This window comes from Micromonospora sp. CNZ299 (genome assembly GCF_002754415.1).
Window position 1 is genome coordinate 4,935,530 of the sequence record NZ_PEFG01000001.1, and the last position, 14,268, is coordinate 4,949,797.

Consider the following 14,268-nt stretch of genomic DNA (forward strand, 5'->3'; position numbering starts at 1 on the left):
AGAGACGCAGCGTCCACAGAGGTCAAGCCGGATGACCCGACGTGTATGACCCGATCGGCCGGCCGGCCGCGGCGCGCCGCGCGGCGCCGCTCTAGGTACGGTAATGCGGTGTTGTCATCGGAGGTCGTGCTCAGCGGTCGGTACCGCCTGGACGAACGTGTCGCCACCGGCGGTATGGGCGACGTCTGGCGTGCCTCCGACCTGGTCCTCGGCCGGCAGGTCGCGGTCAAGGTCCTGCTGCCGGCGCTGGTCTCCGACCCCGACTTCATCGCCCGGTTCCGGGCCGAGGCCCGGATCATGGCGGCGCTGCGGCACCCCGGCATCGTGCAGGTCTTCGACTGCGGCGCGGATGATCTGCCCGACGGCGGGCGGGCGGACTACCTCGTCATGGAGTTCGTCGCCGGCGAGCCGTTGTCCAAGCGGATCGAGACGGCCGGCCGGCTCGACGTGGCCGAGACGATGTCGATCGTGGCCCAGGCGGCGGCCGCGCTGAACGCGGCACACCGCGGTGGCATCGTGCACCGCGACGTCAAGCCCAGCAACCTGCTGGTGCACGAGGACGGCACTGTCGTCCTGGTGGACTTCGGGGTGGCACGTTCCACCGACATCACCAGCATCACCAGCGCCAACGCGGTGCCCGGCACCGCCCTCTACATGGCCCCCGAGCAGGCCGCAGGCCGGCCGGTCAGTGGCGCCACCGACATCTACGCGCTGGGTGCGGTCACCTACTGCTGCCTCACCGGCAGTCCCCCGTTCACCGGCGACAACCCGCTCCAGGTCGCCGTGCGACACCTGGACGACGAACCACCCGAGCTGCCGCACGACATCCCGGAGGCGGTCCGGGCCCTGGTGTCCCGGGCCCTGGCCAAGGACCCGCTCGACCGGTTCAGCAGCGCTGCGGCGATGGCCGAAGCCGCCCGGACCGCGGTCACCGGCGGCGAGCAGCCGACGGCGATGGCAGCGGCGGTCCCGTTGCGCGACGCCGGCCCGGGCACCCGCACCGACGTGCCGGCCGGCGCGACGGTGGCGAGTGGGGCGCAGGCCGGGCGTCAGCGTCGGCGAGGCCCGCTGGTCGGTGCGGCGGCGGCCATGCTGGTCGCGCTGGTCGGGCTCGGTGCCGCACTGGGCGCGGCGCGCAACGCCGCCGATGAGGACCCGGCGGTCAATCTGCCGACCACCTCACCGACGGTGCGGCCGAGCGGGCCGCTGGACCTGCCGGCCGCGAACGAGCAGGTCGCCACCGGCGACCCGGACCGACCCGATCGGGGCCCGGTCCCCAACACCTCCCCGTCGGCCCGGGTCTCCGCCACGCCAAGCATCCAGCCGAGCCAGACGACCACCCCGCCAACGCCGGCGCCGACGGTCACCACAGCACCGCCCAGCGATCCGCCGAAGACCGGTACGCCGAGCAACCCGCCACCCGCGCCCGATCCGACCCCCACCACGAGCCCACCGACCGCGCCGGAAGAACCGATGGGCGGCTGACCGCCCAGTCCCACCAGCACCGATATCCCCAAAACGGACTTACGTCGCCGAAGACGCCTCTAGGCTCTCTGCAGGTCATTTCCACCATCTGCCGCAGGAGCCTGGGTGAGCGCTGAAAAGCTGGTCGTGATCGGTCAGGGGTACGTCGGACTGCCGCTGGCCATGCGTGCCGTGGAGGCCGGGCTGGACGTGGTCGGTCTCGACGTCGATGCCGATCGGGTGAAGCGTCTCGCCTCCGGTGAGTCGTTCATCGAGGACATCCCGACCGACCGGCTGGGCCGGGCGTTGAGCAGCGGCCGATACCACCCCAGCACGGAGTACACCGACGCCGAGGATTTCGACATCTGCGTCATCACCGTGCCGACCCCACTGCGCGACGGCACCCCCGACCTGAGCTTCGTCGAGCAGGCCGGCGTCGGCATCGGCCCGTACGTCCGGCCGGGTTGCACGGTGATCCTGGAGTCGACCACGTACCCCGGCACCACCGAGGAGTTGCTGCGCCCGCTGTTGGAATCGGCCAGCGGGCTGACCAGCCCCGGTGACTTCCACCTCGGCTACAGCCCGGAGCGGATCGACCCGGGCAACCCGGACTGGCGGCTGGAGAACACGCCGAAGGTCGTCTCCGGTGTGGACCCGGCGTCACTGACCCGGGTGGACGAGTTCTACCAGCGCCTCGTGCACCGCACCGTGCCGGTGGACTCCACCCGCGTGGCCGAGCTGACCAAGCTGATCGAGAACACCTTCCGCCAGGTCAACATCGCGCTGATCAACGAGCTGACCATGCTCTCGCACCACCTCGACATCGACGTCTGGCAGGCCATCGAGGCCGCGGAGACCAAGCCGTTCGGCTTCATGCCGTTCCGGCCCGGTCCCGGCGTCGGCGGGCACTGCCTGCCGATCGACCCGTGCTACCTGTCGTGGCAGGTCAAGCGCCGCCTCGGCCGGCAGTTCCGGTTCATCGAGCTGGCCAACGACATCAACCACGAGATGCCCGAGCACGTCGCGCAACGGATCATGGCGGGGCTGAACCGGAGCGGCCGGGCCGTCAGCGGCGCACGACTGCTGCTGCTCGGTCTGGCGTACAAGAAGAACACCGGCGACATGCGGGACTCCCCCGCGGTCGACGTGGCCCGCCGCCTGCAGGCCCTCGGCGCCGAGGTCCACGCGGTGGAACCGTACGCCGAGCCGCACCAGATCCCGGCCGGCGTCACAGTGGTCGGGCTCTCGGAGCGGGAGGTGAGCGCCGCCGACGGGGTGGTGGTGGTCACCGACCACGACAGCATCGACTACGACCTCGTGGTGCGGCACGCCCGCTACGTCTTCGACACCCGCAACCGGTGCGTCGGCCCGATGGTCGAGCGCCTGTAGACCCGGCACCGCTGGCCGGTCCCGCCGCCGGGGAAGATGGCGGGGCCGGCCGGCGGATGTCCGTTCGGGTCGCGCGCGGCCGGGACCGCGTCGGTCACTGGTCGGCGAGCGCCTCGACGACCGGGCGGGACAGCGCCCGGCGGGCGGGCAGCACCGAGGCGAGCAGGGCGGCCAGCACCGCGACGCCGAGGGTCAGCCCGAGCTGGCCGAGCGGCAGCACCACGTGGAAGTCCCCGCCGAGGCGGGTCAGCAGTGCCATCGCGGAGGCACTGACCCCGGTGCCCAGTCCCACCCCGAGCACCGCGCCGACCAGCGCCATCAGCACCGCCTCGATGGCGAGCACCGCCCGCATGCGCCCTCGGGTGAGCCCGACCGCCCGCAGCACGGCGTTCTCCCTGGTGCGCTCGACCACCGACAGGCTCAGCGTGTTCGCCACACCGACCAGGGCGATCACCACGGCCAGGCCGAGCAGCGCGGTGACGAGGACGAGCAGCATGTCGACGGTGCCGGTCAGCATCTTCTTGTACGCCCCCTGGTCCATCAGGTTCACCGTCGGGTACCGGCCCAGCACCGCCTCGATCGCGTCCCGGGCCCGTTCCGCGCTCACGCCGGTGGCCGGGTCGATCTCGGCCAGGTAACCGCGCTGGGTGGGGAAGAGCGCGGCGAAGTCCTCGTCTGCCATGTCGATGACGTGCCCGACGGGCGCGCCGTCGGAGCGGGTGTCGTCGGTGACCACGGCGGCCACCCGGAACGACCGGCCCTGGACGGTCACCGGCGAGCCGACCTGCCAGCCGCGGGCCTGCGCCAGCTCACGATGGACCAGCACCTGCCCCGGTCCGACCCGGCCTGCGTCGCCGGCGAGCACCCGCTCCAGCGTCCGGCCGACCAGCGCCGGGTGGGCCGCGCGGATCTCGACGTCGGCGACGACCGTGCTGCGCTGCTCGTGCACCACACCCAACTCGGGGCGGGCGGCAAGCTCACCAGCGAGCGCGCCAGGCAGATCCTGACCGATACCGCTGACCACGAAGTCGGTCCCGATCTGGGCGTCCACGCTGCGTTCGATGCCGTCCTTGGTGCTGCGGGCACCGACCATGAACGCCGACACCAGTCCGATCCCGATCACCAGGGCGGTGGCGGTCGCGGCGACGCGCCGCGGGTTGCGGACCGTGTTGGCGACTGCCAGCGCTCCGGTCGCCCCGAGCACGCGCCGTGCCGGCCAGCCGAACACCCGGGCCAGGGCCGGGACGAGCACCGGTCCGAACAGGACGATCCCGAAGAAGGCCAGCACCCCGCCGCCGGCCACCAGGATCAGTTGGCCGGCGCTGGCGGCGCCGACCAACGCCGCGACCCCGATGGCCAGCACCACCGCGCCGAGGGTCAGCCGTACCCGGCCAGCACTCCGGGCGGGCTGCACCGCGGCCTCGGTGAGAGCGGCCACCGGGGCGACCCGCGTTCCCCGCCAGGCCGGCAGCAGGGCTGCGCACACGGTCAGCGCGGTACCCAGCAGCAGGCCGGTCAGGACTGTCGAACCGGACACGGTCAGGCCACCGGCGACCGGCACGTCCAGTCGGGACATCACCAGCCCCATCCCGCCGGCGAGGCTCACCCCGAGCAGCACCCCGAGCGCGGAGGCGACCAGCCCCAGCACTGCCGACTCCAGCACGGCGGCCCGGAAGACCTGTCCGCGGGTCGCCCCGATCAGGCGCAGCAGCGCGGTACGCCGGGTGCGCTGGGCCAGCACGATCGCGAAGGTGTTGGCGATCACGAAGCCCGCCACGACCACGGCGACCCCGACGAAGATCAGCAGCAGCATCCGGAACTGGTCCACGTTGCGCACCGCGTCCTCGACGGCCTCGTCGAGGATCTGCTGGCGACTCTTCACTGTGGCTTCGGCGCCCGCCGCGGCGCGCACACGGTCGGTCAACGCCGAGACGGAGGCCCCCGGTCGGGCCGCCACCAGAATGCGGCCGTAGCCGCGCTCGCCGGTGAGAGCCAGCGCGTCCGGCCCGACCATGCCGACGAACGGACCGCCGACGTCGCGGACGGTGCCAGCCACGTCGACGGTGCCGACCAGGGTGTACGGGCGGGCCGGGCCACCGGAACCGCCGACGCGGACCGGCGTGCCGAGCACGAAGCCCTCCTTGGCGACCGTCGGCGCGTCCAGCACCACCTCCCCGGCACGGTCGGGCAGTCGGCCGGCGACCACGTCGTACGAGCGCAGGGCGTCCTCGGTGGGAATGGCGGCGAGCACGGTGAAGCCGAGCACCGGGCGGCCGTCGACGCCGACGACCCCGGCGGTGTTGGTCAGCTCACCGGCTGCGGCGGCCACCCCGTCGACCGCGCGCACCTCATCGACCAGGGTCGGGGGCAGCAGCTCACGGCCGGCCGAGTAGACGCCCAGGTCGGTGTGGCGGTCGAAGGTGCCGGCCCGCTCGTAGGTGCCGGCGCGCATCCCGTCGACGAAGATCATGGTGCCGGCGACGAACGCGACACCGAGCACGACGGCCAGCGCGGAGAGCAGCATGCGCAGCGCTTCGGCACGCAGCGAGCGCAGGGTCAGGCGGATCAAGCAGGGCTCCCGGTGCAGGTGGCGGATCGGACCCCTCCGACGCTATGGCCGGTGTCGGTCCGTCCATCTCCACCTGTGCGCTCGACCTGCGTGCGTCCCGGGTCGCGGTGCACACGTCGGCCGCTACGACCCAGGTCGTACGCGGGGTCATCCGCCGGGTGTGACCAGCCCGCTCTCGTACGCCAGGACCACCGCCTGGACCCGGTCACGCAGCTGGAGTTTCGCCAGGATCCGCCCGACGTGGGTCTTGACCGTCGCCTCGGCCACGTGCACCCGGGCGGCGATCTCCGCGTTGGACAGCCCCTGGGCGACCAGCAGCAGCACCTCCCGTTCCCGGTCGGTGAGCTGCGTCAGCCGGGGGTCGGCGCTCGGGCCGGCGCCGAGCTGCCCGGCGAAACGGTCCAGCAGCCGCCGGGTGATCGACGGTGCCACCACGGAGTCGCCCTGGGCGACCACCCGGATCGCGGCGAGCAGTTCCTCCGGTGGGACGTTCTTGAGCAGGAACCCGCTCGCGCCGGCCTGGAGGGCCGCGAACGCGTCGGCCTCGGTGTCGAAGGTGGTCAGGACCAGCACCCGGGGCGGGCCGGCGGGCCGGTCGGCGCAGAGCCGCCGGGTCGCCTCCACCCCGTCCATGGTCGGCATGCGGATGTCCATCACGACGACGTCCGCCTCGGTGCGGGCGAGCACCCGCAGGGCGTCCGCGCCGTCGATCGCCTCGCCGACCACCTCCAGATCGGGCTGGGAGTCCAGCACCATCCGGAACCCGGCGCGGACCAGCGCCTGGTCGTCCACGATCACCACCCGGATCGTCATGCCGCGATCACCTCCGTTGCCGGCTCCGACGGTAGCGGTAGCCGCACTTCGACCTGCCAGCCCCCGACGGGTCGGGGGCCGGCGGTGAGGCTGCCGTCGTACACCGTCACCCGCTCCCGCATGCCGAGCAGGCCGTGACCACCCGACGGAGTGGGGCTGACCAGCGGGCGGCCCTGGCCGTTGTCGACCACCCGGACGACGACGGCCTCGGCGGTGTAGGCCAGACAGACCTCCACGCCGGCGCCGACGCCGGCGTGCTTGAGCGCGTTGGTCAGTGCCTCCTGCACCACCCGGTAGACGGTCAACTCCAGGCCCGGGGGCAGGGCCGGCGACGCGCCGGTGACGGTGCTGCGGATGCGCAGCCCGGCGTCGCCGAACCGGGTCAGCAGGTCGGGCAACTCGGCCAGGGCCAGGCGCCGGTGCTCCGGGTCAGCGGCCACCACGAGCCCGTCGGCCCCGTCTGCGGCGCCACCCGGGCCGGCGTCGCGCAGGACGCCGACCAGCCGGCGCATCTCCTCCAGTGCCTGCCGGCCGGTGTCCGCGACCACCTTGACGGCGGTGCGCGCCTGGGCGGGGTCACGGTCGAGCATGAACCGGGCGCCGTCCGCCTGGACGATCATCACCGCCATGCTGTGGGCGACAACGTCGTGCAGCTCACGAGCGATCCGGGTGCGCTCCTCGGCGACCGCCGCCCGGGACTCGGCCTCCCGTTCGCGTTCCAGGGTCGTGGCCCGTTCCTCCAGGCTGAGCACGTAGAGCCGGCGGGTCCGCACGTTCAGCGCCACCAACCACACCGCGCCGGTGACCAGCGCGTACCACAGCGCGGTGATCCACCACTGGACGACGTGGGGGGTCTGCGCGGCGGCGAGCAGCACACCGACGGCGGCGACCGCGCCGGCCACCACGCCGTCGCGGAGCCGTTCGCCGTACTTCACCACGCTGTAGAGCGCGATCAGGACGGCGATGTCGTAGACGAGCGGGCCCCACCCGGCGATCACCTGGACCAGGGCGAGCGCCGCGACCACCACGGTCACCGCGCTCGGGTGGGTGCGGCGCAACACCAGCGCCGCCGCCATTGCCACACCGACCAGGGTGGCCGCCCAGCCGCCGGGCTGGTTCACCGCCGCGGTCAGGCTGACGAGCGCCACCAGGGCGGACACGGCCACGTCGAAGGCGACGCCGCGCAACGGCCGACCGAACATGGTGCGTCTCACGGTCACCCAGCGTACGTGCCGGGAGGCCGGGCTCAGCCCCCGAGGACCTCACGCATGCGGTCGATCTCGACGGTCTGCTCGGTGGCGACCGAGTTGGCGAACTCGTTGAGCGTCAGGTCGGAACCGACCTTGAGCAGGTTGGTGGCCATCTCGATGGCGCCCTCGTGATGCTCGGTCATCATCCGCACGAAGAGCCGGTCGAAGTCCGCGCCACGGGTCGCGGCGAGCTGCCGCATCGCCTCGGGCGTCTGCATGCCACGCATGGTGCCGTGGTCGTGCCCCTGGACCTCCGCCGGGAGCCCGCTGGTCTGGAGCCAGCCCCGCATCATGCCCATCTCCGGCCCCTGGCTGGCGCGAATGCGGTCGGCGAGCGCGCGGATGTCGGGGTCGGCGGCCCGGTCGGGGGCGAGTTCCGCCATCGCCAGAGCCTGCGCGTGGTGCGGGATCATCATCCGCACGAACCAGACGTCCAACGAGTTGTGCGGCGCCGGGCCGGCGTCGCGGACCTCGTGGGCCGCGCGGGTGGTCGCCGACTCACCCGGACGACCGGGCGCGATGACGGTCAGGTCGGTGGGCACGGGGCTGGCGGAGGGCGACGCGGGGGGCGCCGAGGTGGCGGGCGCGGAGGCCGGCCGCGCGGCCCCCGTTGCGGTGTCGTCCCCGGAGCGGATCACGATGAAGGCCACCAGCGGCAGCACAAGCGCCAGTGTGACGATCGCCAGGGTTCGTGCACGCCGGTTGGTCATGGGCAACTCCCTGGGGTCGAGGTCATCGCGATGTTATCCATTGAAGAAGACACTTTCATGTGACACAGGTCACATCGACGTCCTTCTCCGGGCGGTAAGGTGTCGACCATCGTCTTCCCCTTGCGAAGGGCCTCGCCGATGATCAGACTCCACAAGCCACGGTTACGACAACTCCGCATCGTGGCGCTCGCCGCGACCGGTTTCCTCGTCGCCGGCGTCCTCGTCGCCCCGGCGAGCAACGCCCAGGTGGTGCCCCAGGCGGCGCCAGCTGCCGCCCCCACCAACACGATCCCCGGCGTCGACGAGATCGTGAGCAGCCCCAACCTGCGTCAGATCGCCAACGTGCCGAAGGTCGCCCCACTGGACGCGACCAACAGCGACATCGCCTTCCAGGGCAAGTACGCCTTTGCGGGCAACTACAACGGCTTCGTCATCTACGACATCTCGCGGCCGAGCGCGCCAACGGTCGTGTCCCGGGTGCTCTGCCCGGGGTCGCAGAACGACATCTCCGTCCACGGTGACCTGCTGTTCCTCTCCACCGACTCGTCCCGCAGCGACGACTCCTGCAACAGCACCGCGCAGGGGGCGGACGTGAAGGAGTCCTGGGAGGGCATCAAGGTCTTCGACATCAAGGACAAGGCAAACCCGCGGTACATCAAGTCCGTCGAGACGGCCTGCGGCTCACACACCCACACCCTGGTGCCGGGCAAGAGCGGCAAGACGGTCTACCTGTACGTCTCGTCGTACAGCCCGCGGGCCGAGTTCCCGGACTGCCAGCCGCCGCACGACTCGATCTCCATCATCAAGGTGCCGGTGAAGAAGCCGACCGACGCCGCGGTGATCGCAGCCCCGAACCTCTTCCCGGACGGCGGTTTCCCGGGCAGTGAGACCGGCTCGGCGACCACCGGCTGCCACGACATCACCGTCTACCCGGCCAAGGACCTGGCCGCCGGCGCGTGCATGGGTGACGGCATCCTGCTCGACATCAAGAACCGCGAGAAGCCGCGGGTCATCAACCGGGTCCGCGACACGGTCAACTTCGCGTTCTGGCACTCGGCCACCTTCAACAACGCCGGCACCAAGGTGATCTTCACCGACGAGCTGGGTGGCGGCGGCGCCGCGACCTGCAACGAGGCCGTCGGACCGACCCGGGGCGCGGATGCCATCTATGACATCAGTGGTCGCGGTGACGCTCGGAAGATGAACTTCCGCAGCTACTACAAGATCCCCCGCAACAACTCCGACACCGAGAACTGCGTGGCGCACAACGGCTCGCTGATTCCGGTGCTCGGTAAGGACATCATGGTCCAGGCGTGGTACCAGGGTGGCATCTCGGTCTGGGACTTCACCGACTCGGCCAAGCCGAAGGAGATCGCCTTCTGGGAGCGCGGTCCGCTGTCGGCCGACAGGCCCGTCGGTGGTGGCACCTGGTCCGCGTACTACTACAACGGCCACATCTACTCCAACGACATGGTGAAGGGCCTGGACGTCCTGGAGCTGAACGACTGGCGTACCTGGACGGCCAACCTGACCCGCTACAAGGAGCTCAACGTGCAGACCCAGCCCAGCTACCTGGGCTGGTAGGCACCGGGCACGAAACCGGGCCCGGCCCCCGATCCCCGGGGGCCGGGCCCGGTCGTGTTCGGGCAGGTCCGCCCGGTCTGTCTGGTTCCCCCGCACCGGGCCACCTCGCCCGGCCGATCGCGCTCCCCCGGCGATGGTGGGGCTGGTCACGACGGCGATGCCAGCGCGGGCGGCAGACCGACCGTCATGCGAACGTCGTCAGACGTGAAGCTTGCCGCCGTCGCCGATGCGCCGCCCGCACCGCCCGAGCCGACCAGGCGCTGGCGACCCCACCCGCTGGACCTGGTCGCGGTCGTCCTCGCCGTGGTCGGCGCGGCCTGCGCACTGAGCGGGCTGCTGCCCCGCGCGGAGACCACCGCGACACTGCACCGGATCCTGCCGCTGCTGCTCTTCCTCGGCACCGTGATCGTGCTCGCCGAGCTGACCGCCGTCGCCGGCGTCTTCGACGTGCTGGCCAGCCGGCTGGCCATCGCCGCCCGGGGCCGGTGGGCTGCCCTGTTCCTGCTCTGCGGCGGGCTGGCCACGGTGACCACCCTCGTGCTCAACCTCGACACCACCGCAGTGCTGCTCACCCCGGTGCTGCTCGCGCTGGCCCGCAACCTGCGCGTCCCCGCCGCCCCGCTCGCGATCACCACCGTCTGGCTGGCGAACACCGCCAGCCTGCTGCTGCCGGTGTCGAACCTGACCAACCTCCTGGCCGCCGACCGGGTCGGACTGACACCGCTGGCGTACGCCGAGCGGATGGCGCTGCCGCAGCTCGCTGCGGTGGCGGTCACCATGGCGCTGCTCTGGTACGCCTGGTGGCGGCGCGAGCGGCCGGTAGGGGGACGGTTCGTTGCGCCGGCCCGGTACGTACCGGCCGATCCGGTGCTGCACCGCACCGCGCTCGCCGGCTGCCTGCTCTTCGTCGCCGGCATCGTCGCCGGGGTGGAGATCGGGCTCGCCTCCACCGTCGCGCTCGCGCTGGTGCTGCTCGGCTTCGTGGTCCGGTCCCCCGCCACGTTGCGCCCCGGGCTGGTGCCGGTGCGGCTGCTGCTCTTCGTCACCGGCCTGTTCCTGGTCGTGCAGACCCTCGGCCGGCACGGGCTGGACGACCTGGTGGGCAACCTGCTGGGCACCGACGGCGGGGCGCTGGGCGCGCTGCGCGCGGGCGGCACCGGCGCTTTGCTGTCCAACGCGGTGAACAACCTCCCCGCCTACCTGGCCGGGGAGTCGGTGCTGCCGGCCGGCGACCACACCCGTCTGCTGGCCCTGCTGATCGGCACCAACGTCGGCCCGCTGGCCGCCCCCTGGGCGTCACTGGCCACCCTGCTGTGGTTCGAGCGGTGCCGGGCCGCCGGGGTGAGGGTGCCGGTGACCCGGTTCGTGGTGACCAGCACGATGCTCGCGGTCACCGGCACCCTCGCCGCTGTCGGCGCGCTGCTGCTGGTCAGCTGAGCGCTCGCGCCGAGCAGGGCCAGGTTCACCCGGTCGCCCGCCGCACGACGAACATGAGGCAGCCGTACACCACGTTGCGGCTGTGCAGCTCACGCGCCGTCGGGTCGGCCAGCAGCTCGGCGATCACCCCCTCCGGGTCCGTGCCGTCGTGCAGCCGGCCGCCGCAGATGCGGCCCTGCCGGTCGTACGCCCGAAGGACCTGGGGTCGCCCCCGCCAGGCCGGCGGGTGCCCGCCCGCCGGGTCCGGGCCGGGGCAGGCGGTGGCGTGCGCGAAGACCGGTCCGATCTCCCGGTACGGGCCGGCGGCGCCCGGCGGCGCGTACCCGAAGAGCAGCAGCTCCTCACCCTCGTCGGCATCGCGCAGACAGCAGCGCAGGGCTTCGCCGCCACCGGCTCGGAGCGACTCGACGGGCCGGTCGGCAGCGTCCCGGCCGGCCCGGCGGACGGTGTCGAGCGCGGCGGCCGGCAGGGCGTGGACGCGGAACGTGGTGCTGTTCGTCATCGGTCCAGCCTGGCGCGGTGACGGCGGGAGTGCTGGCGGCGATCGGACCTGACGCTGGGCCGCCGGTCAATCAGTCCCGGTGGACGGCGAGCTGGAGTTCGGTGACGCCCTTCTCCGGGGCGTCCGGACAGTAGTCGAGGTATACCTCCCGGGCGAACCCGTCGGTGCGGTAGCCGTTGTCCTCGATCCACCGGGCGAGGACCTGCATGCTCTCCTCCACGTCGTCCATTGCACCGTGGTGGATGATCGTCGCGGCGGTGCGCACCGCGGGCAGATCCACCACCGCGACGTCGGAGGCGGCCTCCGCCCCGACCCCCACGGTCACCCCGGCATGCACCACCACCGCGTCGCCGTCGTCGCCCGGGGCCGGCTCGTACCAGGCGATGCTCGGCCCCGCCGGCGTGATCCCCGCGCCGGCCAGCCGACGGAACAACTCCGGGTAGAGCGGTTGGATCACCGGGCCGATGTCCTCGCCCTGGTAACTGGGCGCAACAGCGGTCAACTCCGCGACGCGGACCGGCACGATCTCCTTGAGTACGACCTCCTGGGTGGTCATCCGACCCTCCGACTCGATCAAACGGAGCCTCGCCTCGACGGCCGTCAACCGGGCGGTGTCGGCAGCCAGCTGTTCCGCCAGTTGGCTTCGGCGCAGCCGCAGCATGCCGCGCAGCTCGGCCACGTCGACGGCGTCGTCGACGATCGCGCGCACCTGTTCGAGGGTGAGGCCCAACTCCTTGAGGGCGATCACCCGGTTGAGCCGGCGCAGCTGGTCGGCCCGGTAGAAGCGGTAACCGGTGTGCGGGTCGACGCTGGCGGGGCGCAGCAGGCCGATGCTGTCGTAGTGGCGCAGCATCCGCACCGACACCCGGCCGAGTCTGGCGAAGTCTCCGATGGTGAACATGGTCCCTCCACGCTCGTCCCTGACACCGTGTCAGAGTCAAGCGTGGCCTGCGGGGCGGTTCAGCGGCGGGCCGGGCGTGGGCCGACCAGCCGACGGACCATCGGCGCGGCGTTCCACCTGGCCGCACCGACCAGGTCGCGGGCGTGCTCCAGGACCGTGTAGTCGGGCCGGGTCAGCCCGTCGGCGATGGCCCGGTCCAGGTCGTTGCCGCAGCGGCTCAGGACACTGTCGAAGTCCCGGCGGACCGGCTCCTGCAGGTCGTAGCCGAACGAGCGGTGCAGCCGGGCGAAGAGCGGCTTGTACAGTCGCACCCGCTCGTGCAACCCCGACGAGTACGACATCGGGTTCTTCGGGCGGCGCAGGATGTAGTCGGGCAGCACGTCGGCGAACGCCCGCCGGACGATCCACTTCTCCTGCCCGTGGCGCAGCTTCAGATCCAGCGGCAGCCGCATCGCCAGCTCCACCACACTGAGGTCGAGGAACGGCAACCTCGCCTCCACCCCGTGCCCCATGGCGGCCCGGTCGACGCGCTGCAACTCCGTACGGCACAGATTGCGGATGCGGTGCAGGAACAGTCGGCGGGCCGCGGCCGGGCCGACCTGGTGGTACATCCGGTAGCCGCCGAACAGCTCGTCGGAGCCGTCGCCGGTGAGCACCACCTTGATGCCCAGGTCACGGAGCCGTCGGAAGATCGGCACCGACACGACCGCGTTGATGATGTCGCCGTACTCGGTCAGCTCGGAGATCCGGATCGCCTCGCGGACGTCCGCGAGCCGGATGTCGCGCGGACGCAGCTCGACCACCACGTGCGGCACGTCGAGGTCAGCGGCGAGCCGCCGGGCGTACGCCACGTCGGGGCTGTCCGCAGCGCCGACGGTGACCGCCACGCAGTCCGGGTGGATGTCGCGCACCTGCCGCAGGGTCAGCGAGCTGTCCAGCCCACCGGAGAGCACCACCCCGACGGTCAGGTCGGTTTCCACCCGCATCCGGATCGAGTCGCTCAGCGCGGCGCGGACGAGCAGGGCGGCCTCGTCCGGGTCGTCGATGATCGGCAGGCCGTCACCGATGGTGAGCAGGTCGACGTACGGGTTCAGCCGCACGTGCCCGTCCGCCTCGGCCCAGCCGTGGTGCCCGGGCGGCACCTCGGCGATCGGGGCACCGTGCCCGACGAGTGCCTTGACCTCGGAGGCGAGGTGCAGGCAGCCGGGCCGGCGGGACCAGTACAGCGGCTTGACCCCGATGGGGTCGCGGGCCAGGTACGTCCGGCCGGTGGCCCGCTCGACGACCGCGAAGGCGTACTCGCCGCGCAGCCGGGTCACCGCCGCCTCGCCCCACTGCTGGAACGCGGCGAGCAGCACCTCGGTGTCGCTCTCGGTCCGGAAGGCCTGCCCGAGGCGGGTCAGTTGGGCGCGCAACTCCCGGTAGTTGAAGATCTCTCCGTTGAAGCAGAGCAGCCAGCGCTCATCGGTCGAGGTCCACGGCTGCACCGCCCGGTCCCGGTCGACGACCCGAAGCCGGCGGGTGCCGGCGAGCAGGCCGTTCTCGGACCGGGTCTCGGTGACCTCACCGCGGGGGGCCAGGACGGCGAGCATCCGCCGGAACGTCGCCGGGTCGGCCTCGGGGCCGATGCTCAACGCGATGCCGCACAC

Annotated in this window: 11 protein-coding genes; 4 read left to right on the top strand and 7 right to left on the bottom strand. The window is 72.3% G+C overall.

The window, feature by feature from the left end:
• Positions 1–108: 108 nt before the first annotated feature.
• Positions 109–1,485, top strand: a complete 1,377-nt coding sequence (locus CLT68_RS22520; RefSeq protein WP_199177121.1) for a serine/threonine-protein kinase — start codon at positions 109–111, stop codon at positions 1,483–1,485.
• A gap of 105 nt (positions 1,486–1,590) precedes the next feature.
• Positions 1,591–2,853 carry a nucleotide sugar dehydrogenase gene (locus tag CLT68_RS22525; protein ID WP_099853770.1) on the top strand — a complete coding sequence of 421 codons (1,263 nt, stop codon included), beginning with the start codon at positions 1,591–1,593 and terminating at the stop codon, positions 2,851–2,853.
• A 94-nt stretch (positions 2,854–2,947) separates the two neighbouring features.
• Here the strand turns inward: CLT68_RS22525 and CLT68_RS22530 are convergent, their stop codons facing one another.
• The 4 genes from CLT68_RS22530 to CLT68_RS22545 all read right to left on the bottom strand — a co-directional run bounded on the left by CLT68_RS22530 (position 2,948) and on the right by CLT68_RS22545 (position 8,195).
• Positions 2,948–5,422: an FtsX-like permease family protein gene (locus CLT68_RS22530; RefSeq protein ID WP_099853772.1), complete on the bottom strand. Its 2,475-nt coding sequence runs from the start codon at positions 5,420–5,422 to the stop codon at positions 2,948–2,950.
• 147 nt (positions 5,423–5,569) lie between these two features.
• The gene (locus CLT68_RS22535) at positions 5,570–6,235 is read right to left on the bottom strand and encodes a response regulator (protein WP_099853774.1); all 666 of its coding nucleotides are present in this window, start codon (positions 6,233–6,235) and stop codon (positions 5,570–5,572) included.
• A complete protein-coding gene (locus CLT68_RS22540) occupies positions 6,232–7,455 on the bottom strand; it encodes a sensor histidine kinase (protein WP_099853776.1) in 1,224 nt (407 codons plus the stop codon). The genes CLT68_RS22535 and CLT68_RS22540 overlap by 4 nt, the downstream gene beginning before the upstream one ends.
• Positions 7,456–7,481: 26 nt before the next feature.
• Entirely contained in the window at positions 7,482–8,195 is a 714-nt protein-coding gene (locus CLT68_RS22545) for a DUF305 domain-containing protein (RefSeq protein WP_099853778.1), read from the bottom strand.
• A gap of 138 nt (positions 8,196–8,333) precedes the next feature.
• Here CLT68_RS22545 and CLT68_RS22550 point away from each other — a divergent pair, with 138 nt between their 5' ends.
• Positions 8,334–9,779: an LVIVD repeat-containing protein gene (locus tag CLT68_RS22550; RefSeq protein WP_099853781.1), complete on the top strand. Its 1,446-nt coding sequence runs from the start codon at positions 8,334–8,336 to the stop codon at positions 9,777–9,779.
• 186 nt (positions 9,780–9,965) lie between these two features.
• Entirely contained in the window at positions 9,966–11,216 is a 1,251-nt protein-coding gene (locus CLT68_RS22555) for an SLC13 family permease (protein WP_099853783.1), read from the top strand.
• Positions 11,217–11,241: 25 nt separating this feature from the next.
• Here the strand turns inward: CLT68_RS22555 and CLT68_RS22560 are convergent, their stop codons facing one another.
• From CLT68_RS22560 to CLT68_RS22570, 3 genes are all read right to left on the bottom strand, one after another.
• Positions 11,242–11,718, bottom strand: a complete 477-nt coding sequence (locus CLT68_RS22560; protein ID WP_099853785.1) for a DUF1203 domain-containing protein — start codon at positions 11,716–11,718, stop codon at positions 11,242–11,244.
• Positions 11,719–11,788: 70 nt separating this feature from the next.
• Positions 11,789–12,619 (bottom strand): MerR family transcriptional regulator, encoded by an 831-nt coding sequence (locus CLT68_RS22565; protein WP_099853787.1) that lies wholly within the window; start codon positions 12,617–12,619, stop codon positions 11,789–11,791.
• A 59-nt stretch (positions 12,620–12,678) separates the two neighbouring features.
• A complete protein-coding gene (locus CLT68_RS22570) occupies positions 12,679–14,268 on the bottom strand; it encodes an asparagine synthase-related protein (RefSeq protein WP_099853789.1) in 1,590 nt (529 codons plus the stop codon).